22 protein-coding genes are annotated in these 22,031 nt (G+C 70.6%); 7 read left to right on the top strand and 15 right to left on the bottom strand.

Annotated elements, in window-relative coordinates:
* Nucleotides 1-41 precede the first annotated feature (41 nt).
* Nucleotides 42-929: a DMT family transporter gene (locus BCF44_RS07305; protein ID WP_116173354.1), complete on the top strand. Its 888-nt coding sequence runs from the start codon at nt 42-44 to the stop codon at nt 927-929.
* On the opposite strand, the gene BCF44_RS07300 is transcribed toward BCF44_RS07305, so the two are convergent.
* The 4 genes from BCF44_RS07300 to BCF44_RS07285 all read right to left on the bottom strand — a co-directional run bounded on the left by BCF44_RS07300 (nt 904) and on the right by BCF44_RS07285 (nt 5,311).
* Nucleotides 904-1,446 carry a universal stress protein gene (locus BCF44_RS07300; RefSeq protein WP_116173353.1) on the bottom strand — a complete coding sequence of 181 codons (543 nt, stop codon included), beginning with the start codon at nt 1,444-1,446 and terminating at the stop codon, nt 904-906. The genes BCF44_RS07305 and BCF44_RS07300 overlap by 26 nt on opposite strands.
* A gap of 29 nt (nt 1,447-1,475) precedes the next feature.
* Nucleotides 1,476-2,936: an MFS transporter gene (locus tag BCF44_RS07295; protein ID WP_211352922.1), complete on the bottom strand. Its 1,461-nt coding sequence runs from the start codon at nt 2,934-2,936 to the stop codon at nt 1,476-1,478.
* A 217-nt stretch (nt 2,937-3,153) separates the two neighbouring features.
* Nucleotides 3,154-4,083, bottom strand: a complete 930-nt coding sequence (locus BCF44_RS07290) for an RNA polymerase subunit sigma-70 (RefSeq protein WP_116173351.1) — start codon at nt 4,081-4,083, stop codon at nt 3,154-3,156.
* Nucleotides 4,076-5,311 (bottom strand): MFS transporter, encoded by a 1,236-nt coding sequence (locus BCF44_RS07285; RefSeq protein WP_246014894.1) that lies wholly within the window; start codon nt 5,309-5,311, stop codon nt 4,076-4,078. Before BCF44_RS07285 ends, BCF44_RS07290 begins: the two co-directional genes overlap by 8 nt.
* A 232-nt stretch (nt 5,312-5,543) precedes the next feature.
* Here BCF44_RS07285 and BCF44_RS07280 point away from each other — a divergent pair, with 232 nt between their 5' ends.
* Entirely contained in the window at nt 5,544-5,834 is a 291-nt protein-coding gene (locus BCF44_RS07280) for a DUF427 domain-containing protein (RefSeq protein WP_116173349.1), read from the top strand.
* On the opposite strand, the gene BCF44_RS07275 is transcribed toward BCF44_RS07280, so the two are convergent.
* Nucleotides 5,827-8,103: a transketolase-like TK C-terminal-containing protein gene (locus tag BCF44_RS07275; RefSeq protein ID WP_116173348.1), complete on the bottom strand. Its 2,277-nt coding sequence runs from the start codon at nt 8,101-8,103 to the stop codon at nt 5,827-5,829. The genes BCF44_RS07280 and BCF44_RS07275 overlap by 8 nt on opposite strands.
* A 129-nt stretch (nt 8,104-8,232) precedes the next feature.
* Here BCF44_RS07275 and BCF44_RS07270 point away from each other — a divergent pair, with 129 nt between their 5' ends.
* The gene (locus tag BCF44_RS07270) at nt 8,233-8,724 is read left to right on the top strand and encodes an Lrp/AsnC family transcriptional regulator (RefSeq protein WP_116173347.1); all 492 of its coding nucleotides are present in this window, start codon (nt 8,233-8,235) and stop codon (nt 8,722-8,724) included.
* A 43-nt stretch (nt 8,725-8,767) separates the two neighbouring features.
* Here BCF44_RS07270 and BCF44_RS07265 read toward each other — a convergent pair whose 3' ends face one another.
* The 4 genes from BCF44_RS07265 to BCF44_RS07250 are packed head-to-tail and all read right to left on the bottom strand — an operon-like array spanning nt 8,768 to nt 12,455.
* A complete protein-coding gene (locus BCF44_RS07265) occupies nt 8,768-9,703 on the bottom strand; it encodes an ornithine cyclodeaminase family protein (protein ID WP_116173346.1) in 936 nt (311 codons plus the stop codon).
* Between the two features lie 13 nt (nt 9,704-9,716).
* Nucleotides 9,717-10,544 carry a DUF4436 family protein gene (locus BCF44_RS07260; RefSeq protein ID WP_116173345.1) on the bottom strand — a complete coding sequence of 276 codons (828 nt, stop codon included), beginning with the start codon at nt 10,542-10,544 and terminating at the stop codon, nt 9,717-9,719.
* Nucleotides 10,545-10,587: 43 nt separating this feature from the next.
* Nucleotides 10,588-11,244, bottom strand: coding sequence for an alpha/beta fold hydrolase (locus BCF44_RS07255; protein WP_116173344.1), 657 nt, complete (start codon nt 11,242-11,244; stop codon nt 10,588-10,590).
* Between the two features lie 2 nt (nt 11,245-11,246).
* A complete protein-coding gene (locus tag BCF44_RS07250; protein WP_116173343.1) occupies nt 11,247-12,455 on the bottom strand; it encodes a lipase family protein in 1,209 nt (402 codons plus the stop codon).
* 108 nt (nt 12,456-12,563) lie between these two features.
* Here BCF44_RS07250 and BCF44_RS58935 point away from each other — a divergent pair, with 108 nt between their 5' ends.
* Entirely contained in the window at nt 12,564-13,190 is a 627-nt protein-coding gene (locus BCF44_RS58935) for a TetR family transcriptional regulator (protein ID WP_116173342.1), read from the top strand.
* 41 nt (nt 13,191-13,231) lie between these two features.
* On the opposite strand, the gene BCF44_RS07240 is transcribed toward BCF44_RS58935, so the two are convergent.
* Nucleotides 13,232-13,660 (bottom strand): hypothetical protein, encoded by a 429-nt coding sequence (locus BCF44_RS07240; protein WP_116173341.1) that lies wholly within the window; start codon nt 13,658-13,660, stop codon nt 13,232-13,234.
* A 633-nt stretch (nt 13,661-14,293) separates the two neighbouring features.
* On the opposite strand from BCF44_RS07240, the gene BCF44_RS07230 reads away from it, so the two are divergent.
* From BCF44_RS07230 to BCF44_RS07220, 3 genes are read left to right on the top strand one after another with little or no spacing between them, the layout of a single operon-like run.
* Complete coding sequence (locus BCF44_RS07230; protein ID WP_116173339.1) at nt 14,294-14,923, top strand: GTP cyclohydrolase II; 630 nt, start codon at nt 14,294-14,296, stop codon at nt 14,921-14,923.
* Between the two features lie 5 nt (nt 14,924-14,928).
* Nucleotides 14,929-15,615, top strand: coding sequence for a RibD family protein (locus BCF44_RS07225; protein ID WP_116173338.1), 687 nt, complete (start codon nt 14,929-14,931; stop codon nt 15,613-15,615).
* Between the two features lie 9 nt (nt 15,616-15,624).
* The gene (locus BCF44_RS07220; RefSeq protein WP_116173337.1) at nt 15,625-16,602 is read left to right on the top strand and encodes an acetylxylan esterase; all 978 of its coding nucleotides are present in this window, start codon (nt 15,625-15,627) and stop codon (nt 16,600-16,602) included.
* Here BCF44_RS07220 and BCF44_RS07215 read toward each other — a convergent pair.
* The 5 genes from BCF44_RS07215 to BCF44_RS07195 all read right to left on the bottom strand — a co-directional run bounded on the left by BCF44_RS07215 (nt 16,573) and on the right by BCF44_RS07195 (nt 22,022).
* Nucleotides 16,573-17,220 carry a DUF998 domain-containing protein gene (locus BCF44_RS07215; protein WP_116173336.1) on the bottom strand — a complete coding sequence of 216 codons (648 nt, stop codon included), beginning with the start codon at nt 17,218-17,220 and terminating at the stop codon, nt 16,573-16,575. The genes BCF44_RS07220 and BCF44_RS07215 overlap by 30 nt on opposite strands.
* Nucleotides 17,221-17,299: 79 nt before the next feature.
* Nucleotides 17,300-17,932 carry a LysE family translocator gene (locus tag BCF44_RS07210; RefSeq protein WP_116173592.1) on the bottom strand — a complete coding sequence of 211 codons (633 nt, stop codon included), beginning with the start codon at nt 17,930-17,932 and terminating at the stop codon, nt 17,300-17,302.
* A gap of 64 nt (nt 17,933-17,996) precedes the next feature.
* Nucleotides 17,997-19,259 (bottom strand): chymotrypsin family serine protease, encoded by a 1,263-nt coding sequence (locus BCF44_RS07205; protein WP_147328418.1) that lies wholly within the window; start codon nt 19,257-19,259, stop codon nt 17,997-17,999.
* A 280-nt stretch (nt 19,260-19,539) separates the two neighbouring features.
* On the bottom strand, nt 19,540-20,871 hold the full coding sequence (locus BCF44_RS07200) for an MFS transporter (RefSeq protein ID WP_170217377.1): 1,332 nt from the start codon (nt 20,869-20,871) through the stop codon (nt 19,540-19,542).
* A 170-nt stretch (nt 20,872-21,041) separates the two neighbouring features.
* Complete coding sequence (locus BCF44_RS07195) at nt 21,042-22,022, bottom strand: VWA domain-containing protein (RefSeq protein WP_116173333.1); 981 nt, start codon at nt 22,020-22,022, stop codon at nt 21,042-21,044.
* Between the last annotated feature and the right edge of the window lie 9 nt (nt 22,023-22,031).

The raw sequence follows: 22,031 nt of genomic DNA, 5'->3' as shown, positions 1-22,031 counted from the left end.
ACGATTGCGTATGACTGTCATACCGTCTTACCCTCGGCACCGTGAACAAGGGAGTGGTGAGCGCGGCGGCGGGCGCATTGCTGTGGGGCACGCTCGGACCGGTGGCGGCGCTGTTCGACACGGGCGACCGGATCGCGGCGGGCGGCATCCGGCTGGGGATCGGCGCGGTGGTGCTGCTGGCGGTGGCGAAGGGCCGCCCAGTACGCAAGATCTGGACGCGGGCGGACCTGCTCCCCCTGGCCGGCGGGGCGATCGGCATCGCCGGCTTCCAGCTGGCATACTTCGGGGCGATCACGAGCGCCGGCGTCGCGGTGAGCACAGCGGTCGGCATCGGACTGTCGCCGGTCTTCACGGGCCTCTGGACGGTGGTCAAGGACCGCCGCCCACCGGGCACGGGCTGGCTCATCGGCACGGCGCTCGCCCTGAGCGGCCTCACGTTGCTGGCGTTTACCCGAGGCGGCGTGACGATGTCGCCCGCGGGACTGGCGCTGTCGGTGCTCGCGGCGGCGATGTTCAGCGGGCAGGCGATCTGCATCCAGAAACTGACCGAGAGACACAGCAATGCCACCGCTCTGACCGGCATCTTCAGCCTGGGCGCCCTGATCATGTCGCCGGTCATCGCCGTCACGGCCACACCGAACCTGCTTGCGCCGCAAGGCATCGGCGGCGTGCTCTACCTCGGCGTGGTGACGACGGGTCTGTCCTACTGGCTGTTCGCCCGCGGCATCCGGCACATCGGCGCCGCCTCGGCCGTGACGATCACGCTGCTGGAACCGGCCGCGGCGGCGGTGCTCGCGGCGGCGTTCCTGCACGAGGCGCTGTCGACCGGCCAGTGGGCGGGCGTCGCGCTCATCGGAGCCGCGATCCCGATCACCGGCCGGTCGACCGAGAAAGCACCGGAACTCAGTTCGGTTGCGGTGGGATCCTGATCCCCGGCCGCCCGGCGGACGCGGCGGCCTTGGCGATCCGGGTGCCGACCTCCTTGCCCAGCCGGGCCGCCCGGCTGGGCCCGGGCTGCGTCAGCGCCGGCGGCATGACCACGACGGGACACCCGACGTGGTACATCAACCGGTGTGCCAGCAGGGTGTTGGTCTTCAGGTCGGTCCGCCGCGGCGCGTCGAGCACGAGCATCGCCGCGCCCTCGGACTCCTTGAGCAGCACGGAGACGGGCGTCCCCTTCACCAGCCGGCACTCGACCTTGGCGTCCTCGCCCAGCGCAGCGGCGACGTCGGCGCGCAACTTCTCCTCGCCGGCGGCGAAATCGGCGTCCACGTCCCGGGAGACGGCCGGTGGCCGGCCTCCCGGCGCGGCCGGCGGACGCGGTGCCCGCCAGGCCCGGACGGCGACCAACCCGCAGCGCCGGCGCCGCGCCTCGTCCGCCGCCCATCGAAGCGCGGTCGGGGATCCACTGCGGACGCTGACGCCCACGACGATGAAATCAGCCACGACTAGCCACCTCCTCGTCGTCGCGGATCCTAGCTGGCATGTTCGACGGGCGCCTTGGACAGCGGATCGGCGACGTCCTCAAGGGACTGCCCCTCGGCGTTCACGCCGAAGAACCAGGCGATCAGCCCGCCCAGGATCATGATCCCGGCGCCGAAGTAGTAGCCGATGGTCAGCGGCCCGCGGCTGGTGCCCTCGCCGACCAGCGCGCCGAACACGGTCGGCGCGATCGCGCCGGCCACCTGGCCGATGGCGAAGAAGTACGAGATCGCCTGCCCCCGCAACTCCAGCGGGAAGATCTCGCTGACGGTCAGGTACGCCGACGAGGCGCCCGCGGAGGCGAAGAAGAACGACACGCACCAGAACACCGTCTGCGTGGTCGCGGTCAGCGAGCCGGCGCTGAACAGCGCCGCCGAGATCGCCAGCACGATGCCGGCCAGGCCGTACGTCCCGAAGATCATCTTACGTCGGCCGATGGTGTCGAACCACGGCCCGAGGATGAGCGGGCCGAGCAGGTTGCCGACCGCGAACGGGAAGAAGTACCAGGACGTGTCACTGTCGCTGATGTGGTAGAAGTTGTGCAGCACCAAGGCATACGTGAAGAAGATGGCGTTGTACAGGAACGACTGCGTGACCATCATCGAGAAGCCGAGGAAGCTGCGCTTCGGGTACTGCACCAGGAAGATCCGCGACACGGTGGAGAAGCCCAGCCGCGGCGCCGGCACGATCGACAGCGCCTTGGACTCCGGCACCGGCGTCAGCGTCTTGCCCTCCGCCTGCACCCTCGCCTCGATGTCGTCGACCGTCTGCTCGGCCTCGGGCAGCCGGCCGTGCGTCATCAGCCAGCGCGGGCTCTCCGGGATGTGCCGGCGCAGGTAGATGATGATCAGGCCGAGCACCGGGCCGATGAAGAAGCCGATGCGCCAGCCCCAGTCCACCGCGAGGATGTTCGGGTTGAGCAGGAACAGGTTCGCGGTGGCGCCGATCATCGCGCCGCCCCAGTACGTGCCGTTGACGGCGATGTCGACGCGGCCCCGGTAGCGGGACGGGATCAGCTCGTCGATGGCGGAGTTGATCGCGGTGTACTCGCCGCCGATGCCGAGGCCGGCGATGAACCGGAAGATCCACAGGAACCACACGGCGAACGAGAAGCCGGCGATGCCGCTGGCCACCAGGTAGATCGCCAGGGTCAGGATGAACAGCCGTTTCCGGCCGATCTTGTCGGTGAGGCGGCCGAAGAACAGCGCGCCGACCACCTGTCCGATCAGGTAGATGGTGCCGGTGAAGCCGACCTGCACGGAGTCCATGTGCAGCGTCGACTGGTAGCCGGCCGCGGACACGATCTGGATCTCGAGGCCGTCGAGAATCCAGGACACGCCGAGGCCGATCACGATCGACCAGTGGAATCTGGTCCACGGCAACCGGTCCATGCGGGCGGGAACGAGGCTCACCTGTGGGGTCGCCGTGCCGGCGGCGGGACTGGCAGCTGTCATGGCATTCTCCCGATGTCGCGTGCGTTGCCGAAACGTTCGCGCACATGTGGCCGGCGGGTTACGAGCAGGTTTAGAGATCTACCTCCAAAACGGGCCGACCGCAACCGGTAGGACGCGTGAATGTCTGGCATGGTCACAGTTCTGCGCTGGTCACGCTGCCGGCGCGGGCGCTCACCCGGCGCGTACGCGAGCGTTTCAAACATCCTCGCGGCAATTGTCACGGTGTTGTTGCCCGAAACACCGGCGGCAGACCGAATCGGGCGTGCAGAGTGGGGTCCAGGAATGCGTCGATCGCGGCGACCCGACCGTCCCGGACGGACACCACGTTGACCGCGCCGAGCCGGAACTCGGGCCCCTGGTAGCAGGCGAACGCCAGCTGCCCGTTGGCGCGCACCGGAACGAGCCGCCACGGCGTGCGGAACATGCTCTCGGCGACGAAGCGTCGGATGCTGTCCCGGCCGTCGAACCAGGCGGCCAGCGGCGGCATCGTCAGCCTGGCGTCCTCGACGAGCAGGCCGGTCAGCGCGTCCACGTCGGCGCGCGCCCAGGCGTCGACGAAGGCGTCCACCAGTCTGCGCTGCCCGTGCTCGCCGAGCGCAGCAAGTTCATCCTGTTGGCTGAGTCCGCCGGCGCGCAGGCTCTGCCGGGCCCGTTGCAGCGCGCTGTTCACGGCGGGCACGGTCATGTCCAGCTGCTCGGCGACCTCGGCCGCGGAGAACGTGAGAACCTCACGCAGTATCAGCACGGCCCGCTGCGTCGCCGGCAGCAGTTGCAGCGCGGCGACGTAGGCGAGTTCGACGCTGGCGAGCTGATCGTGGCGGACCTGCGGGTCGGGGCACGGCTCCACCCAGGCGATCTCGGTCAGCGGCGCGCCGAGGTCCTCGACCTCCTGCCACGCCGGGCCGTGCTCGACGCTCGTGACCCGGCGACGTTCGCGGAACCGCAGGCAGGCGTTCGTGGTGATGCGGTACAACCAGGTGCGGACCGAGCTGCGGCCCTCGAAGCCGCCGAAGCCCTGCCATGCGCCGAGGAGCGCGTTCTGCAAGGCGTCCTCGGCGTCCTGGATGCTGCCGAGCATTCGGTAGCAGTGCGCCCGCAGCTCGCCGCGGTACGGCGCGACCAGGTCTTCGAAGGACGGCTCAGTCATCCGGCAATGGTGCCCGGAAGGCCGCGAATCCTGGCAGCGTTCGCCACAACACCAGCGCGCCGGCGATGGTCGACAGCCCGCCGATCACCGCGCTGAGGCCCGGCGTGGTGAGCGACGCGATGGCGCCGGCACGGAAGTTGCCCAGCTGTGGGCCGCCGAGTCCGACGACGTATTCGGCGGCGCTGACCCGCCCGCGGTACTTGTCGGGCGTCGCCAGTTGCACCATGGTCGTCCGGAACACGACGCTGATCACGTCGCAGGCGCCGCCGACGGCCAGCAGCGCGACGGAGATCCAGAGCGTGGTCGACAGGCCGAAGCCGACGATCGCGACGGCCCAGCCGATGCCGGCGAGCAGCATGGCGCGCCCCTGCCGTGACACGTGACCGACCGGACCGGACAGCAGCGAGCCGATGACGCCGCCGATCGCCGGCGCGGCGTTGAGCAGGCCGAGGGTCTGCGGGCCGCCGCCGAAGAACGCGGCGTTCATCGCGGGGAACACCGCCATCGGCATGCCCAGCGCGGTGGCGAACAGGTCGGCGAGGACGGCCCCGGTCAGCACGGAGGAGCCCTTGATGAACGTGACCGCCTCCAGCACGGCCTTGAAGCCGGGCTTGGCCAGTGAACCCTCGGGCGGCATCGGCGGCAGTCGGAACACGCCGTACAGCGCGGCCCCGAAGCTGATCGCGTCGATCAGGTAGCAAGCCTTGAGGCCCCAGGCCGCCGCGACCACGCCGGCCAGGAGCGGGCCGACGGTGGAGCTGAGGTGCATGGTCATCATGTTCAGCGCCGCGCCGGCCGGCAGCAGGTTGGGCGGCAGCAGGCGGGGCATGAACGTGCGGCGGGCCGGCGCGTTGAGCGAGACGCCCAGCGCCTCCACGACGGCGAGCACGTAGAGCAGCCAGAGCTGTCTCAGGTCGAGAAACGCCTGCACGGCGAACAGGGCCGAGACCACCGCGAGCGCCGAGCTGCTGAACAGCACCAGTTTGCGGCGATCCATGGCGTCGCCGATGCTGCCGGCGAGCATGCCGAAGGCGATCACCGGCACGGCCGTGCACAGGCCGACCGCGCCGACCGCCAGGGAGCTGTTGGTGAGGGTGAAGACCTGGTAGGTGACAGCGAACAGGGTCATCGTGGTGCCGACCGCGGAGACGCCTGAACCGATCCAGAGGCGGCGGAAAGCCGGAGATTCGCGGAGAGGGGCGGAGTCGACCAGCAGGCGACGAGGCATGGTCACCGGGTCGAGCGTATTGGCGGGGGTCCCCGCGCGCGACGGATTTTCCGGCCGGGCCGAGGTGGTCGCCGGTCCCGTGCGACCGGAATTCCGGCCGGCGCAGGCCCAGGCAGCGGCCAGCGATCCGTCACGCGCGGCGGAATTCCGGCCGGCGCAGCTCGGGGGCCGGCGGGTGGGATTCCCCACGCGCTGTGGAATTTCCGCCCTGCGGCCGCGCGTTGGAATAGAGATGAAGGCAACCATCAACGGCCGTGTCGTGGCCGAGGCGCCCGAGTCCGAGCTCGTCTCGATCGAGGGCAACTGGTACTTCCCGCCGTCATCCTTCGTGGACGGCGCGCTCGCCGACAGCCCGACCCCGTACACCTGCCCGTGGAAGGGCACAGCCCAGTACCACGACGTCGCCGGTCAGAGCGACGCCGGATGGAGCTACCCGACGCCGCCGCAGTCCGCGGTCGACCGCGTGGGCCAGGATTTCGCCGGTTACGTGGCTTTCGACCGGCGCAGGGTCGAGGTCAGCTGAGGTCCAGCGCCGCGCGCACGATGCTGTCGGCGTCCAGGCCGTGATAGCGGTAGACGTCGTCCAGCGCGCCGGCCTGGCCGAACCGGGTGACCCCCAGCGAGATCGAGGGCACCCGGTTGACGGTGGCCAGAAACGCCAGCGTGTGCGGGTGGCCGTCGAGCACGGTCACCAGCGGCGTCGGCCGCAGCACCTGGTCGAGCACCCATGACGGTCCGTCGGCAAGGCCCTGCCTCGCCTGCTGCGCCTGGAAGAGCAGGCCCGGGCTGGTCACGCAGAGCACGTCCGCCTCGATGCCGACCTGCTGGAGCCGGTCGGCGGCGTCCAGCGCCTGCGGCACGACCGCGCCCATCGCGGCGATGGTGACCGCCGGATTCTCCTTGCGCCGCAAGGTATACGCCCCGGCGACGACCTGCCGTCGACGGCGCTCGCGGGCTGCCGGATCCGTCGGGACATCGGCCAGGGCCTGGTCGACGGGGCGGGTGGACAGCCGCAGGTAGGCCGAGGTGCCGTCCGGTCTGCCGAGTTTGGCCAGGCTGGCGAGCAATGTCCACTCGACGTCGATCGCGAACGCCGGCTCGTAGGTGACGCAGCCGGGTTGTTCGAGACCGATCGACGGCGTGGTGATCGACTGGTGCGCGCCGCCCTCCGGCGCCAGCGTGACGCCCGAGGGCGTACCGACCAAAATGGACTGTCCACCGGCGTAGATGCCGAAGGACCAGGGTTCCAGGGCGCGCGAGACGAACGGGTCGTACAGGACGCCGATCGGCAGCAGCGGCTCGCCCCAGCGGCTCCAGGTCGCGCCGAGCTCGCCGAGCAGGCCGACCAGGTTGGTCTCGGCGATGCCGAGCTCGATGTGCTGTCCCTGCGGGCTTTCCCGCCAGTGCAGGATGGTGTCGGCGTCGTCGGCGAACCAGTCGACCCGCTCGCTGGCCGACCACACGCCGACCTTGTTCACCCAGCCGCCGAGATTGGTGCTGGAGCTGACATCCGGGCTCACCGTGACGATGCGGCGGGCCGCTTCCGGCGCGCGGCGGGTCAGATCCAGCAGCGTGCGGCCCAGTGCGGCCTGCGTCGTCGTGGTGCCGCCCTGCGTGCGGCCGAGGTCGAGCGGCACCTCGGGCGGTGTCGTGGCCGGGATTTCCTTGCGGTGCAGTCGGTTTGCCGTCTCCTCGCACAGCCGTGCGGCCTCGCTGCCGTCCGGGAAGTTCTGCCACGGGCGGTCGACGTCCGCGCCGAGGCGTTGGGCGAGTTCGGCGAACTGGTCGGCGGTCAGCAGCGAGGAGTGGTTCTGCGGGTGGCCCTGCGTCGGCAACCCGTTGCCCTTCACGGTGTACGCGAAAATCACCGTCGGGCGGCTGTCGTCGATCTCCTCGAAGGCAGCGTCCAGCGTGGCCAGGTCGTGACCGGCGAGATTGCGGACGGCCGCCAGCAGCGTGTCGTCGTCCACATCGGACAGCAGGCGCTCGACGTCGGGATCCCCCGCCGGCAGGCGTTCCCGGAGCTGCGCGGCGTCGCAGCGGAGCAGCCGCTGGTACTCGGGATTGGGCATCTTGTCGATACGGTCGCGCAGAGCAGCGCCGCCGGGGCGGTCGAACAGCTCCTCCAGCAGGCGCCCGTACTTGAGGGTGATCACCTGCCAGCCGGCGCCGGCGAACATGTCACGCAGCCGGTCGGCGGCGATCTGCGGCACCACGCGGTCCAGCGACTGCCGGTTCAGGTCGACGATCCAGACGATCTCCCCCAGCTCGGCGACCTGCGGGTCGAGCACCGCCTCCCAGACCGCGCCCTCGTCCAGTTCGGCGTCGCCGATCAGCGAGTACTGGCGGCCTGCGCCCCCTGTCCCGATCGACTTGGCCACGTAGCGGCGGGCGATGGCTCCCCAGATCGGGGCGGTCGCGCCGATGCCGACCGAGCCGGTGGAGTAGTCGACCGGGTCCGGGTCCTTGGACCGGCTCGGATACGACTGGAGGCCGCCGAAGGCGCGCAGCGTCGGCAGGTAGGCCTCGTCCAGCTCGCCGAGCAGGTAGTTGATCGCGTGCAGCACCGGCGAGGCGTGCGGCTTGACCGAGACCCGGTCCTGCGGGCGCAGGTGCCGGAACCACAGCGCCGTCATGATCGACACCATCGAGGCGCTGGACGCCTGGTGGCCGCCGACCTTGAGGCCGGACGGGTTGGGGCGCACCAGGTTCGCGTGGTGGATCACGGCCGTGGACAGCCACAGCACGCGCCGTTCGATCTCGGTCAGCACCGCCAGCGTCTGCCTGGCCATCTCGCCACCTTTCCTGGTGCACAACGTCCGTGAATGACAACACCGTCACTCATGTCGCACAATGCGGGTGCTTCGAGTTGAGCAGATCGCATAATTGGATCTTGGTGCCGACCGGGGAGAGCGAGCAGAGTGCGCAACGACGACCGCTTCGATCAGACCGACGCCCGGCTGCTGCTCGCGCTGGCCGCCCAGCCCCGGGCGACCGCCGTGGCGCTGGCCGAGGAGACCGGGCTGTCCCGCAACACCGTGCAGTCCCGGCTGCTGCGGCTGGAACAGCCCGGCGTGCTGGACACGTTCGAGCAGCGGATCCCGCCGCGGGCCCTCGGTTACCCGCTGACCGCCCTCGTGACGATGGTCGTGACCCAGCAGCGGCTGGACGAGGTGGCCGACGCCCTGGCCGGCGTGCCGGAGGTGCTCCAGGTGCACGGCATCAGCGGCCAGCCCGACCTGTTCGTGCACGTCGTCGCCGAGGACGCCGACGACCTGTACCGCATCGCCGGCCAGATGCTGGCGATCCCCGGCGTCGAACGCACCAACACCGCGCTGGTCATGCGCGAGCTGGTGAGTTACCGCATCAGGCCGCTGCTGGAGAAACGCGTGCTGCCGCCCGCCTCGCGGTGACGGGTTCAAGCTCGGTGACCACGACGGCGAGTCCCGACCAGCGTCAGCGCGAGTCCCGCCCAGCGTCCGACCGGTGCGCGTCCACCACCGCCCACGCAGCCGCCGCGTCCTGCACCCCCAGCCCCGTGCTGTTGTAGAAGATCACGTCCGCCGGGCTCGTCCGCGGCGAGCGAAGGCCGGCAATCACGTCGCCCAGCGCAACCAGGTCCGCTTTCGCGACGACCCCGATCACCGGTCCGGCGTGGCCGGCGGCGGTCTCCGGGTCGTCGACGACCACGGCGGCGGCGCGACGGACCAGCTCCTCGTCCACCTCGCGCCGGGTCGGCTCGAACGAGCCGACACTGACCACCGTCGCCCCGGGGGCGAGCCACGCGCCGCGCACCACCGGCTCCCGGCTCAGGGTGCAGGTGGCGACGATGTCGGCCCCGGCGACGGCCTCCTCGGCACTGTCGACGGCCCGAGCACCGAGCTCCGCGGCGGTCCGCACCCGTCGTTCGGACGGGCTCCAGATGCGAACGTCGGTCAGGTTCCGGACCCGGGATATCGCCCGCGCATGGGCCTTGGCCTGCACGCCTGAGCCGATGACGGCCAGCGTCGACGCCGTCCGCGCCGCCAGCGCGTCCACCGCGACGGCGCTACCGGCGGCGGTGCGCAGGGTGGTCACCGCGCCGCCGTCCATCGCGGCGACGGGCTCGCCGGTGACGGGGTCGAAGGCGATCACCAGTGCGTGGATGCTGGCCAGCCCGCGCGCGGCGTTGCCGGGATTGATGCTGCCGACCTTGGCGACGGCCCCGGTGTCGCCGGACATCCTTGCGGCGTAACAGAAGACCACCGAGTCGTCGAAGCCGCTGGGGTGCATGATCTTGTGCGGCAGGTCGACCGCGCCGCCGGCCAGCGCGGCGAACGCCCGGCGCTGCGAGGCGATCGCGGCGTCCGGATCCAGCAGGGACTCGACCTCGGCCGCCGACAAGAACAGCATGTCCCCCAACGTATCAGCCCTTCCGGGACCGCCGAATGCCGTGCACGGTCACGTAGACCAGTGACGCCGTGGTGAGCAGTTCCGCCCAGAAGAATGCCCCGTAGTCGATCAGCACGCCGATCGGCGGCGAGCCGGGCGCGGCGTTGCGGAAGCCGACCAGCGCGAACAGGGTGGCCGCCATCCAGCCCATCGCCGGCCACACCAGGCCCATGTGCTTGGACACGATGGTCAGCGCCGCACCGAACACCGCCAGGGCCAGCGCCCACATCGCGACCATCAGGAACCACGCGAGCGCGGAGGAGCCGATCGACCGGGTGGCGACGGCCTGGGCGGTCAGCGCGCCCGGTTTGAACACGGCGTCGTCCAGCCGGCCGGTGAACAGGGAGTCGTAGCCGCGGAACGTCAGCGAGATCGGCACGTCCTGGTCGGCGGCGGTGACGTAGAAGCTGATCGCCGACGAGTAGGCGTCGAGCGGGTAGTCCGACACCAGCCCGTCGTCGACGCCGAACCGCACGTCCTGGAGCGAGACGCGGTCGTGGGCCTTGAAGTGCAGCGCGCCCGCGGTGAGTGACGACGTGTCCACCACGAGGTCGCGGGCCGGCAGACCGGCTCCGCCGGCGGCCAGATTTCCGTGCAGCACCGGGATGATCCGCAGGTCCAACTCGCGCGCGGTGACGTCGACGCGTTGCAGGGTGATGTCCAGTTCGACCCGGTTCGGGTCGTCGCTGCCGACGGTGTACTCGTTCAGGCCGCGGCGGGCGTCCGTGCGGTAGCCGATGACGCCGGCGGTCGCGAGCACCGCGATCACCACACCCACCGCGACGATACGTCCCGTCCTCACCTGCCGGCACGCTAGGCGAAGCGGCCGCCCCCGGCGCGGCGAGTCACCTGTTGGTGTGGCTCAGGAACGTCTCGACGGCGGCCGCGAAATCGTCCGGCCGGTGCTGGTGCACGAGGTGGCCGGCGTCGATCGTCACCAGCTCGGCGGCCGGCATGAATCCCGCCATGGCGGCGAATTCCGCCTGCGGGAGGTGACTTCGCTCGCCGCCGGCGACGATCAGCGTCGGCGCCTCGATCGCGGCCAGCCGCGCGGGCCAGTCGGGGTCCGGGGCGTTCAGCTCGGCGATGATCGCCGGTCGCAGCGCCCAGTCGTAGTCCAGCTCGCCCGCCGGCCGCTCGGCCAACTGGAGCCCGAGCGGGACCGGCGGCGGCGCCTCCTCCAGCACCATCGCGGTGACCCGCTCGGGGTGCCGCTCGGCATAGCGGTAGGCGACGACCCCACCCATGGAGTGCCCGACGAGCACGGCCCGCTCGACGTCGTACGCGTCGAGCAGGCCGTGCAGGTCGTCGGCGAACAGGTCGAACGAGTAGGCCTCGGCGCGCGGGCTCCGGCCGTGCCCGCGCAGGTCGGGGGCGATGCGGCGCCAGTCGCCGAACCGCCCGGCGAACTCCTCCCAGGTGCCGCCGTTGGCCGATGCTCCGTGCAACAACACCATCGCCGGCCGGTCCGAGGACCCCCAGGTCCGGGTGAACAGCGTCATGCCTAACAGTTTGGCGTAGGCGCCTTGCCCGCGAACCGATCCCCGAGCCAGTTCAGCGCCGCCGTGCCGTAGACGCTGATCGCGACGATGTGGCCGGCGAGCGGAACCGATTGCCACTGCACGGAAGCGCCGAGCCCGCAGAGCCGGTCTCGGAGTTCCTCCCCGACCTGGAAGGGAATCAGCTCATCGGCAGTGCCGTGGTAGAGCAGCACCGGCGCGGTCGGCCTGTGCGTGCCCAGCCGGTTCTCCGCAAGCCGGGCCTGCCACCGCGGATCCTTGATCATGTCCGGCACGGTGGTGAGGTCGTTGAGGTGCCCGAACGGATCCGCCAGCGCCAGCTCGACGACGCACGAGTTCTCCACCTTCTGCACGACGTCCCGCCCCTTGGCGTTGAGCACGTCCATGAACGGCAGCTCGGGATACGCCGTGGCATATCCGACCGCCGCGCCGGCAACGAGGCTGAAGCCCAGGTTCCCGTCGTTGAAGGCCGCGACCTCGCTCAGATCGGCCGGCACGCCACCCTCGGCTATGCCGACGACGTGCAGTTCCGGCGCGTACGTCGGCTGCAGCTCACCCGCGGCCGCCGCGGCCTGCCCGCCTTGCGAGTAACCGAACACGCCGACCGGCGCGTTCGGGCTCAGCCCCGCCCCGCCGACCTTGCTCGCCGCCCGGGCGACATCGAGCAGCGCGTGCCCCTCGGAATTGGCGACGGCGTACGTGTGGGTGCCCGGCGTGCCCAAGCCCTCGTAGTCGGTGAGGGCGACGGCGTACCCCTTGAGCATCGCCTGCGCGAGGAAGGCGATCTCCACCTCGGTGCCGGTGCGCAGGTGGTACGACGGCGCGCACTCGTCGGCGAGGCCCTGCGTGCCCATGGCGTACGCGAGGACCGGACGCGGGCCGGGGCCCGTCCACGGGATCGGCGGCACCAGCACCATGCCGGACACCGCGTTGGCCGTGCCGGTGGCGGAAGTGGAGCGGTAGAGCACCAGCCAGGTCTGGACCGGGGCCTGGAACACGCGGAACGGCTCCGGATACCAGTCGACCTGGCGCTGGCGGATCAGGTCGCCGGCGTTGCCGGTCAGCGGCGACGGCGGCGTGTAGAAGGGGTCCTGCGAGGGCGCCGGCGGTCGGGCGTCGGCCTGCGCGACGACGGGTGCCGTCAGCAGGGCCGTGCACAGGGCGAGCAGCGGCACGAGAACTCGGCGAAGCATCGTTGCCTCCGAGCTGAAGTGGTAATCAGGATTTTCACAAGGTAGGGCGGGTCGGGTAATCTGGCAATCCCGATTACCAGTTTTTGTCACGCCGGTGAGGAGTCCGCCATCGCCAGACGCGCCTACGCCGGCATCGCCTCCGAGCAGCGCCAGGCCGACCGCCGCCAGCGCCTGCTCCAGGCCGCCCTGGAGCTGTTCACCAGCACCGGCTACCGGCAGACCAAGATCGTCCAGATCTGCGCCGCCGCCGGCGTCTCCACCCGCAACTTCTACGAGGAGTTCGCCGGCAAGGAGCAGGTCCTGCTGACCCTGCACGACCTGATCAACGCCACCGCGCTGGACCGCGTGACCGAGGCCCTGACGACCCTCGACTCCCATGACGTGGTCACCCGCATCACCGTCCTGCTGGACGCCTTCGTCTCGGCCGTCACCGCCGACCCCCGCCTACCCCGCCTCAACTACGTCGAGGCCGTCGGCGTCAGCGAGGACCTCGAGCGCCAACACCAGGAGTGGGTCACCCGCTGGGCCGACTTCATCGAGTCCGAGGCCCAGCACGCCGCCGCCCACGGCGTCGCCCCGACCCGCGACTACCGCCTCACCGCCATCGCCCTGGTCGGCGCCATCACCGGCCTCCTCCGCGAATGGCAGTCCCACCAGCCCCCATGGCCCGTCGCCGACATCGCCGCCGAGATCCGCGCCCTCATGCTCGCCGCCATCCTCCGGGCGTCTGCCTGAGGCTTACATTCGGTGTGCCCGAGCGCGCGACTCGCGGGGGTTCACCACGCGAGGAGGACGGTCCGCCGGCGCCAGGCCCAGCGGAGGAGGCCGAAGCTCACCGCCAGGGTCGTCGCGTTGATGGCGAGTTCCAGCAAGCCGTTGCCGCCGGGCAGCCACCAGATGCCGTTCTCCATGTCGTAGAGGGAATCGATACACAGCAGGTAGACCCCGGCCCCACCGCCGGCCAGCAACCAGAACAGCGTGGTCGGACGGCGCGCCAACAACGAGGCACCCGCCCCGATCAGACAGACCAGCAGCCAGGTGTCCGCCAACGGGAAGGAGTTCTCGAACTCCACGTACCCCGACCGAGTCTCGCTCGCCACCACGTCCCGCGCGAAGATCCACAACACGATGTACGACACCGTGATCACCGCGGACACCGCCAGCACCGCGACGACCCGCCGCCGACTACCCTCGCTGATCTCCATGCCTCGCATTTTGCGGCACCCGGCGGCGGCTTGGCGCGAGACCGATCCGGTGAACCCCACGGAATCCGTTGTCCCGATGGGACAGTGGCAGCGGAACCGATCGGCCGAGTCCGACAACCCTTTCGGTCCACCGTGGACACCCCGTCCAGTGCGAGCCGCCGACGCGACCCCGGCACCGGACACCCGGATCTATCGGACGAACCCGACGCCAGTCCCGGCCGTCACGACGCGTTTATCGATCTCACGCTGGGTCACTCCGCTCCCGACAACGACAACCGCAACACCCGGCGGGACAACTACCGTCAACTGTCACCGACCACCCGTCCGAACATCACCGCCACCGCCCGCCACCTGGCCGGACACCGCAGCGCCGGTTGCCTCGGGACGGCGCCGGAGCTGTTCCCGCCCGTGCTCGCGCAACCGAATTCCCTGAGCATGGGATGAACCAGGACGGTGCGGTGATCGTGTCTTGGGGAAGGAGGAGAGGAGTTAGGCTCGGCGATGCCGCACCAGGGCGCAGCAAATGCGACACAGGTCACATCCCACCGGGAAACCATCCGGGCCGCCGCGATGTTGTTGAAATTTGAACATATACACGGTCGTAGCCCGGCCACTGGCAGATCGGAGTCCACCATGTCGACGAGCGACGCCGAGGCAACCGTCCGCACCCGGGTGCGCATCCCGCTCCGCTTCGCCGACGGCTTCTCCGTCACCGCCGACGCGGTCACCTTCCACGGCCTGGCCGACGGCCTCGAGCACGTCGCCATGGTCTTCGGCGACCCGGCCAGCGGCACGCCGCTGGTCCGCCCGCACTCCGAGTGCCTGACCGGTGACGTGTTCGGCTCCGCCCGCTGCGACTGCGGCCCCCAGCTGCGCGAGGCCGTCGAGCGCATCTCCGTCGCCGGCGGCGTGCTGCTCTACCTGCGCCAGGAGGGCCGCGGCATCGGCCTGTACAACAAGCTCGACGCGTACGCGCTGCAGGACAACGGCCTGGACACCTACGCCGCGAACGCCGCGCTGGGCCTGCCCGAGGACGGCCGGGACTACACCCCCGCCGCGCAGATGCTGGCCGCGCTGGGCGTGTCGCGGATCGACCTGCTCTCCAACAACCCGGACAAGGCCGAGCAGCTGCGCGCGCTCGGCGTCACGGTGCGCCGCCGCGTGCCGACCGGCGTGTTCGCCACCGAGAACAACCTGCGCTACCTGCGGGCCAAGGTGGACCACACCGGGCACACCATCACACTGTCCAGCCTCGTGAGTTGAGGCCCATGAAACTGCCGTATGTCGTGCTGTCGGCGGCCGTGAGCATCGACGGCTGCCTGGACGATGCCGGATGCCGGCGCCTCCTGCTGTCCTGTCCGGAGGACTTCGACCGGGTGGACGCGGTCCGGGCCGACGTGGACGCGATTCTGGTCGGGGCCAACACGATCCGCCGTGACAATCCGCGCCTGATCGTGCACTCCGAGCAGCTGCGGCAGGAACGGCTGTCCCGCGGGCTGCCGGCGCACCCGATGAAGGTGGTCGTCACCGGCTCCGGCGATCTCGATCCCGAGCTCGCCGTCTGGAGCTGCGGCGGCCGCAAGCTCGTGTTCACGGTGGACTCCGCGGCGGAGAAGGTGACCGACCGCCTCGGCGACCGGGCCGAGGTGGTCAGCACCGGCCCGGTCTTCGACTGGCACAAGGTGTTGGCGGGCCTGGGCGAACGCGGTGTCGACCGGCTGATGGTGGAGGGCGGCGGCACCGTGCACACCCAGCTGGTGGCGCTCAACCTCGCCGACGAGCTGCACGTGGCGGTGGCGCCGCTGGTGGTCGGCCAGGCCGACGCGCCGCGCTTCCTCGGCCCCGCCAACTATCCCGGCGGGACCACCGCCCGCATGAGACTCCTCGGCTGCACCCAGGTCGGCGACGTCGTGCTGCTGCGATACTCGCCGAAGGACCTGACCTGCTGCCAGTAGGAGGAAAACATGCCCCTGTTCGACCTCTCGGAACCGGAGCTGGCCGAGCACAGGGTGACCGCGACCGAGCCGGACGGCCTGGACGCGTGGTGGGCGGCGCGCATCGCCGCGGCCCGGGAGCTGGCCGAGCCGGTGACGCTGACCCGGCACGAGGAGCTGGCGTACGGACCGATGCCGGTGTGGGACGTGGAGTTCTCCGGCGACGGCGGTGACCGGATCCGGGGCTGGTACCTGCGACCGGCCGGTTCGGACGGACAGCGGCTGCCGGTTGTGGTGCGCTACATCGGGTACGGCGGCGGGCGCGGCCTGCCGCTCGACCACACCCTGTGGGCCGCCGCCGGATTCGCCGTGCTGGTGATGGACACTCGCGGGCAGGGCGCGCGCTGGAGCATCGGCGCGACCGGCGACCCCGGTCGGACGCCGGCCGGCCCCGAGTTCCCGGGCGTGATGACCCGGGGCATCGCCAGCCCGGAGACGTACTACTACACCCGGCTCTTCGTGGACGCGGTGCGGGCGGTCGACGTGGCGTCCGAACTGGACGGTGTGGATCCGACGCGGATCGCGGTGGCCGGCGGCAGCCAGGGCGGCGGGCTGGCGATCGCCGCGGCGGCGCTGTCCGGGGACCGGGTTCGGGTGTGCCACGCGGACATCCCGTTCCTGTGCGACTTCCAGCGGGCGGTGCGGATCGCGCCGAAGACACCGTACAGCGAGATCAGCGACTTCCTGGCCCAGCACGTGGAACTGGTGCCGGCGGCGCTGGACACGCTGCGGTACGTGGACTGCGCGCTGCTGGCCCGACGGATCACCGCGGCCAGCCTGTTCAGCGTCGGGCTGATGGACATGGTGTGCCCGCCGTCCACGGTTTACGCCGCGTACAACGAGATCACCGCGCCGAAGGAGATCGCGGTGTCCCCGTTCGGCGTGCACGACGTGCCGCGCGGGCACATCGAGCGGCAGCTACGGCATCTGCGCGAGCACCTCGGCTGAGGAGCTCCTGGGCAGCAGCGCGGCGCCGCCGGCGACGAAAAGCCAGATCTCCGCGGGATATCCGGCCAGTCGCTCGGCGCCGCCGACGCCCAGCAGCTCCGGCGCGAACAACATCAGCACCGCGCCCAGCAGCCCGAACGCCGCCACCACGACGCCGAACATGCCCACCCGGGTGTGCCGGATGGACAGACCCAGCAGCAGCACCGCGACCGTGCCCAACGGCAGGTTGACGACGCCGATCATGTGCAGCCAGGGGTCCTCGTTCTCCGGCGTGGCGCCGACCAGCACCTTGCCCGCGCCGGCGAGGATCACCAGCAGCACGCCGAGGCTGGCCGTGCCGGTCACCGGCCACACCGAGCGCAGCAGCGCGACGCCGGTGATCGTCAGCAGGCCGGCGAGGATGAAGGCCCCGTTCATCACGCCCGCCAGCGGCGAGCAGACGTGGTTGGACATGAACTGGCCGCAGGCGGTGTTGCCGAGGTCGCCGATGGAGTTGTCGCGCCAGCTGTAGGGCGGATGCCATTGCGCCGCCACCACGAACTGCGCGACGAAGTACTGCACCGAGGCGACGATCCAGAGGAATCCACCGATCGCCGCGCGCCGCTCCGCATTGGTCATGAGCCGGCCCTCCCAGTCACGTGCGAGGTTGACCCCACCGGGTCGGGCCGGCAACCGGCATCCCCCTATCGAGGGACGCTCAGGCCTGGCGGACGGTCGCCGCGAACGCGCCGAGCAGCAGGTACACCACGCCGCTGGAGCGGTCCAACCGCCGGCGGACCCGGGCCGTGCGGCGCAGCCGGCCGGCCAGCGCGCTGGCCAGCAGCGCGTACGTGCCGTCGCTGACGATGCCCAGCACGATGAAGCCGATGCCGAAGAACACCAGCTGGAAGGTGACCGAGCCGAGCGCCGGGTCGACGAACTGCGGCAGGAAGGCGGCGAAGAAGATCAGCGTCTTCGGGTTGAGCAGGTTGACGATCACGCCCTGGGTGAAGATCCGCCGCAGCGACGCCCGCGGCGGCTCGGCGGCCGCGTCCTCCTCGCCGCGGGACAGCCACAGCTTCTGGACGCCGAGCCAGAGCAGGTAGGCCACGCCGAGGTACTTCACCACCTGGAAGGCGGTCCCCGACGCGGCAAGCAGCGCGGACAGGCCGAACGAGGTGGCCAGCACGAAGAAGATCGTGCCGGTGTGCACGCCGAGCACCGAGACGAGGCCGGCGGCGCGGCCCTGGGAGACGGAGCGGGTGACGATGTAGAGCACCGCCGGGCCGGGGAACACCAGCAGCGCCAGGGTCGCCGCCACGAACAGCAGCAGGGTGGACAGGGTCGGCATCACCGCAGGGTAGCCCCGGAACCGCCGCCGCCGAACGGGATTTCGGCGGCGGCGGCCGACTTGATCAGACGTGCGGGTTCAGCGTCATGCCGAAGGCGCCCAGGATGTCCGGGGACTCCGTCCAGTACAGGTCGGCGTCGCTGTTGCCGGCCGACACCATGCCGCGCGCCTGCCGCGCGGTCGAGCTGGTCACGGTGAACACCAGGCCGCCGGAGTCGCCCTCGGTCGCCGCGTAGCCGGCCGCCCCGTGGACGCCGCGCACCGAGTGCGTGCTGCCGTCGTCCCACGAGATGGTGTACGTGACGTCCTGGTTGTTGACCTTGATGCCGCAGGGCACGCCGTGGCCGTTGTAATAGGACCGGGCGCCGTCCTGGCACACCGTCTGACCATTGTAGGAATACGCCGATGAATTGACCACGTACCACTTTCCGGTGGGCGTGTCGGCCTCGTCGGAGTTGGACCCGGCGCCACCCGAGGCGCCGGTGTCGATGACCTCGGCGTCCCAATGGTCATTCACCGACGTGGTGGTGCCGACGGAATTACCGAAATTGAAACCCCAACTGCCGACGGAGTCGCCCTCGCCGTAGACGTGCGCGCCGCTGGGGAAGCAGTGGGCGGCGGTGAGCAGATAGTCGTGACCGCCCTTCTCGGTGGCCAGGCCGGCGGTGCACTGGGCCCGGTAACCGGACTTGCGGGCATTGCCGAGCAGGACGTCGCCGCCGATGAACGGCTTGGTGTCATTCCACCGCCAGGTGTCGGCGGTGATCGGCTTCCCGGCCGTGACGGTGACCGGGATGCCGCTGCCCGCGCTCGCGGTCAGCGCCGACCGGAAGGAGGGCGACGCGGCGCTCTCCTTGGCGGTGACCTGGATGCCGGAGCCGTCGGGCGCGGCGGCCGCGCTGTAGACGGTCAGGTCGGCGGCCTTGACGCCGTCGTTGCCGGCCATGATCTTCGCGATGCCGGCGTCCAGCGCGGCCTTGGTGTAGTTCGCGTGGACGACGGTGGCCAGCCCCAGGTCGATGTCCGGGTGCGCCTTCTTGGCCGCGGCCAGCAGCTTCGCCGCCCGCCCCGCGTCGGTCGCGTACACGGTGACCCTGTTGTGGTCGGTGTCCACATAGAGGTTGCTGTACGTGTCGGCGAAGGCACCCCGTCCCTGCTCGCCGACGGCGTTGGCCACCGCGTCCAGCGGCGCCTCGGCCCGGAACTGCGCGATCACGGCCGGGTCGAGGCCGGTCGGCTGCGCGATGGCCGCGGCCGGCGCGCCGACCAGGCAGGCCGCCGCCAGCGGGGCCACGAACAGCAGGCGTCTCGCCCGCGTGGTGCTCATCATTGTGAATCGTTTCCCTTCCGATTCATGACGTTTTTGCATGCGTTCACGGCGCACGGCACACGGCATGGAAAGAAGGACACGACGGGACCTGCGGCAATCCATCCCCGTTGCCGCCGTACGGTCCAGCGAATCCCCCGTTTATGCCCCCGTTGCTTCAATCCCCTAGCCCGCTAAATTTCACCCGTGACCCCGCGACCCGGTACCGCCGTTCGGCCGACCGAGCGTGCCTGAAGCATTCGGTCGAGTGACCGGAGTTTATTCCCCGCGAACGGGCCTTTTACGCCGAGGTAACCAGTTCCGGCACCATGTCGTGGTCGGGCAGGGCGGTGTCGGCGTCGCGCACGGTCCGCACGAAGAAGCCGCAGAGGCCGACCAGCACGCCGAGCACGCCGGTGCCGAAGAAGACCAGGGCCATGCCGCCGCCGGGGCCGCCGGGCACGACCGAGCCGAACACCTTGAGCAGCGCGCCGCCGGGCTGCATGCCGGGCTCCAGCACGGTGTCGGCCAGCGGCCCGACCACCGCCAGCGCGAGCGGCAGCGCGAGGTTGTCGATGACCTGACGGGCGCCGAACACCCGGCCCTGCATGGCGGGGTCGACCTTCACCTGCCAGATGGCGTCGAGGTTTCCCCGCAGGAACGGCATGCACGCCCAGGAGCAGAACCAGCTGGCCGCCCACTCCACCATGCCGTCGCCCATGCCGAGCACGATCCGCCCCAGCGAGTAGTACGCCAGCACGGCCAGCAACACGGACCGGACGGGCCGCACGGCCGGCGGCCGTAACAGCATCACCACCCCGCCGACGACGCCGCCGACCGCGCCGACGGTCTGCACCAGGCCGGCGGCCAACTCGTCGTTCCCGGTGCGTAACAGCACCATCGGCGTGAGGACCTGCCAGCCCATCACGGACAGCATGCTCACCACGAAGAACGTCAGCTGGAGGCCGATCAGCGCCGGCCGGGCGGCGATGTAGCGGAAACCCGCGCCGGCGCCCTGCCACCAGCCGTCGGCACACGCGGCGGTGCGGTCGGGTTGCGGGATCTTCACCAGGAACACGGTGCCGACGGCGACCAGACCGGCCAGCACGGCGATCAGCACCACGGTGTTGATTCCCAGGCACCGCAAGGCAATCGCACCGAGTGTCGGCGCGACCACGTTCTGCACCGAGTCTGCGATCGTTCGCATGGCGTTGGCGCGGGACAGATCCTGCTTGGACACCATCAACGAGATCGTCGCCGAGTAGGCCGGCACCTCGAACGCCACCAACACGCCGATGATCGTGTTGGCCAGGAACAACTCCCACACCTGCACACCGTTCCAGGCGAACAGTGCCAGCAGCGTGGCGAGCACCACCACCGTGCCGGCGTCGCCGACGGCGATGGTCAGCCGGCGCGGCAGCCGGTCGATGGCCGCGCCCGCGAACGGGCTGCACACCATCGTCGCGACGAACGCGACGCCGGTCAGCAGCGAGAGGTCCAGCGCGCTGTGCGTGCGCATGAACAGCCAGACGCCGAAGCCGAAGTTCACCATCCGGGCCGCGCTGACCGAGAGGATCTGCCCGGCCCACAGCACCGAATACCCGCTCAGTCCGCCGTGACGGCTCCAGCTCACCACAGGCGCCCCATGGCGAAATCATCGGAGAGGCGACGCCGGCACCGCAAGATCAAGATCGACTTTCTGGGCATAGTGGCAGTCTGCCGGGCACATTCGGGCCTGTGACAAGTGCTCGGAAAGGACCATTCCCCACGTCCAACGTCCGGAATGGTCCCTTCACACCATCGTCAGGAGATCCGCTGGGTGATCAGCACCGACGCGGCCACCGACAGCAGCGAGATCAGCGTGCCCAGGGCCAGCCACGGCTGGCTGGCGTCCACCTGCTTGGTCTCGTAGCCGATCTGCGAGGCCAGCGAGTTGTAGACGTTCTGGAGCTGCCCGGCGCTGTGCGCGTCGTAGCTGTCGCCGCCGGACAGCCGGGCGATCTGCTGCATCTGCTGCTCGTCGCCGGGCACGTCCTCCTGCTGCCCGTCGATGTCGGCGGTGCCGCCCTTGGTGCCGAAGTAGATGCCGGAGATCGGCATCTGCGCCTGGTGCGCGGCCTTGGCCTGGGTGTACGCCCCGCGCGGCGCGTTCGGGTCCGCCGGGTTGTTCTCCCGGCCGTCCGACAGCAGCACGATGCGCGCCGGCGGCGGCCCGTCCGCGCCCGTGAGCAGCTTGCCGAAGGACTGGATGGCCTGCACCGCGGCGGCGATGGCATCGCCGGTGGCGGTGGCCTCGGCCGGCTTCAGCGCGTCGATGCCGGCCTTGACCTGGTTGCGGTCGGTCGTCGGCGACACCAGCACGGTGGCCGAGCCGGCGAACTCGATCAGCCCCAGGTTCACGCCGGGCGTCAGCTGGTCGGCGAACGACTTGGCGGCCGACTGCGCGGCGGCCAGCCGGGACGGCGGGATGTCGGTGGAGTTCATCGACAGCGACACGTCCATCACCAGCATCACGGTGGCCCGGTTGCGCGGCACCTTCTGCTCGGCGGTCGGCCCGGCCAGCGCGATGCTCAACAGGATCAGGCCGACGGCCAGCATCGCCGGCGGGATATGCCGCTGCCAGCCCGGCCGCCGCGGCGCGACCCGCTCCAGCAGCTCCAGGTTGGTGAAGCGCTTGGTGTCACGGACGCGTACCCGCTGCACCACGAGGTATCCGATGGCCAGGACGGCCACCACGGCGATCAGCAGCAACCACAACGGGTCCGTGAACCCGGTCAAACTCACTGTGCCCCC

The sequence above is a fragment of the Kutzneria buriramensis genome, assembly GCF_003387475.1.
In the GTDB taxonomy this organism is placed as follows: Bacteria; Actinomycetota; Actinomycetes; order Mycobacteriales; family Pseudonocardiaceae; genus Kutzneria; species Kutzneria buriramensis.
This window is presented reverse-complemented; position numbering and strand designations above follow the sequence as displayed.

Bases quoted from the DNA above. Each gene is read 5' to 3' on its own strand.
- BCF44_RS07295 (WP_211352922.1), bottom strand. From the start codon at position 2,936: ATGACAGCTGCCAGTCCCGCCGCCGGCACGGCGACCCCACAGGTGAGC.
- BCF44_RS07290 (WP_116173351.1), bottom strand. From the start codon at position 4,083: ATGACTGAGCCGTCCTTCGAAGACCTGGTCGCGCCGTACCGCGGCGAG.
- BCF44_RS07285 (WP_246014894.1), bottom strand. From the start codon at position 5,311: ATGCCTCGTCGCCTGCTGGTCGACTCCGCCCCTCTCCGCGAATCTCCG.
- BCF44_RS07280 (WP_116173349.1), top strand. From the start codon at position 5,544: ATGAAGGCAACCATCAACGGCCGTGTCGTGGCCGAGGCGCCCGAGTCC.
- BCF44_RS07275 (WP_116173348.1), bottom strand. From the start codon at position 8,103: ATGGCCAGGCAGACGCTGGCGGTGCTGACCGAGATCGAACGGCGCGTG.
- BCF44_RS07265 (WP_116173346.1), bottom strand. From the start codon at position 9,703: ATGCTGTTCTTGTCGGCGGCCGAGGTCGAGTCCCTGCTGGATCCGGAC.
- BCF44_RS07255 (WP_116173344.1), bottom strand. From the start codon at position 11,244: ATGACGCTGTTCACCCGGACCTGGGGGTCCTCGGACCGGCCGGCGATG.
- BCF44_RS07250 (WP_116173343.1), bottom strand. From the start codon at position 12,455: ATGCTTCGCCGAGTTCTCGTGCCGCTGCTCGCCCTGTGCACGGCCCTG.
- BCF44_RS07240 (WP_116173341.1), bottom strand. From the start codon at position 13,660: ATGGAGATCAGCGAGGGTAGTCGGCGGCGGGTCGTCGCGGTGCTGGCG.
- BCF44_RS07230 (WP_116173339.1), top strand. From the start codon at position 14,294: ATGTCGACGAGCGACGCCGAGGCAACCGTCCGCACCCGGGTGCGCATC.
- BCF44_RS07225 (WP_116173338.1), top strand. From the start codon at position 14,929: ATGAAACTGCCGTATGTCGTGCTGTCGGCGGCCGTGAGCATCGACGGC.
- BCF44_RS07220 (WP_116173337.1), top strand. From the start codon at position 15,625: ATGCCCCTGTTCGACCTCTCGGAACCGGAGCTGGCCGAGCACAGGGTG.
- BCF44_RS07215 (WP_116173336.1), bottom strand. From the start codon at position 17,220: ATGACCAATGCGGAGCGGCGCGCGGCGATCGGTGGATTCCTCTGGATC.
- BCF44_RS07210 (WP_116173592.1), bottom strand. From the start codon at position 17,932: ATGCCGACCCTGTCCACCCTGCTGCTGTTCGTGGCGGCGACCCTGGCG.
- BCF44_RS07205 (WP_147328418.1), bottom strand. From the start codon at position 19,259: ATGAGCACCACGCGGGCGAGACGCCTGCTGTTCGTGGCCCCGCTGGCG.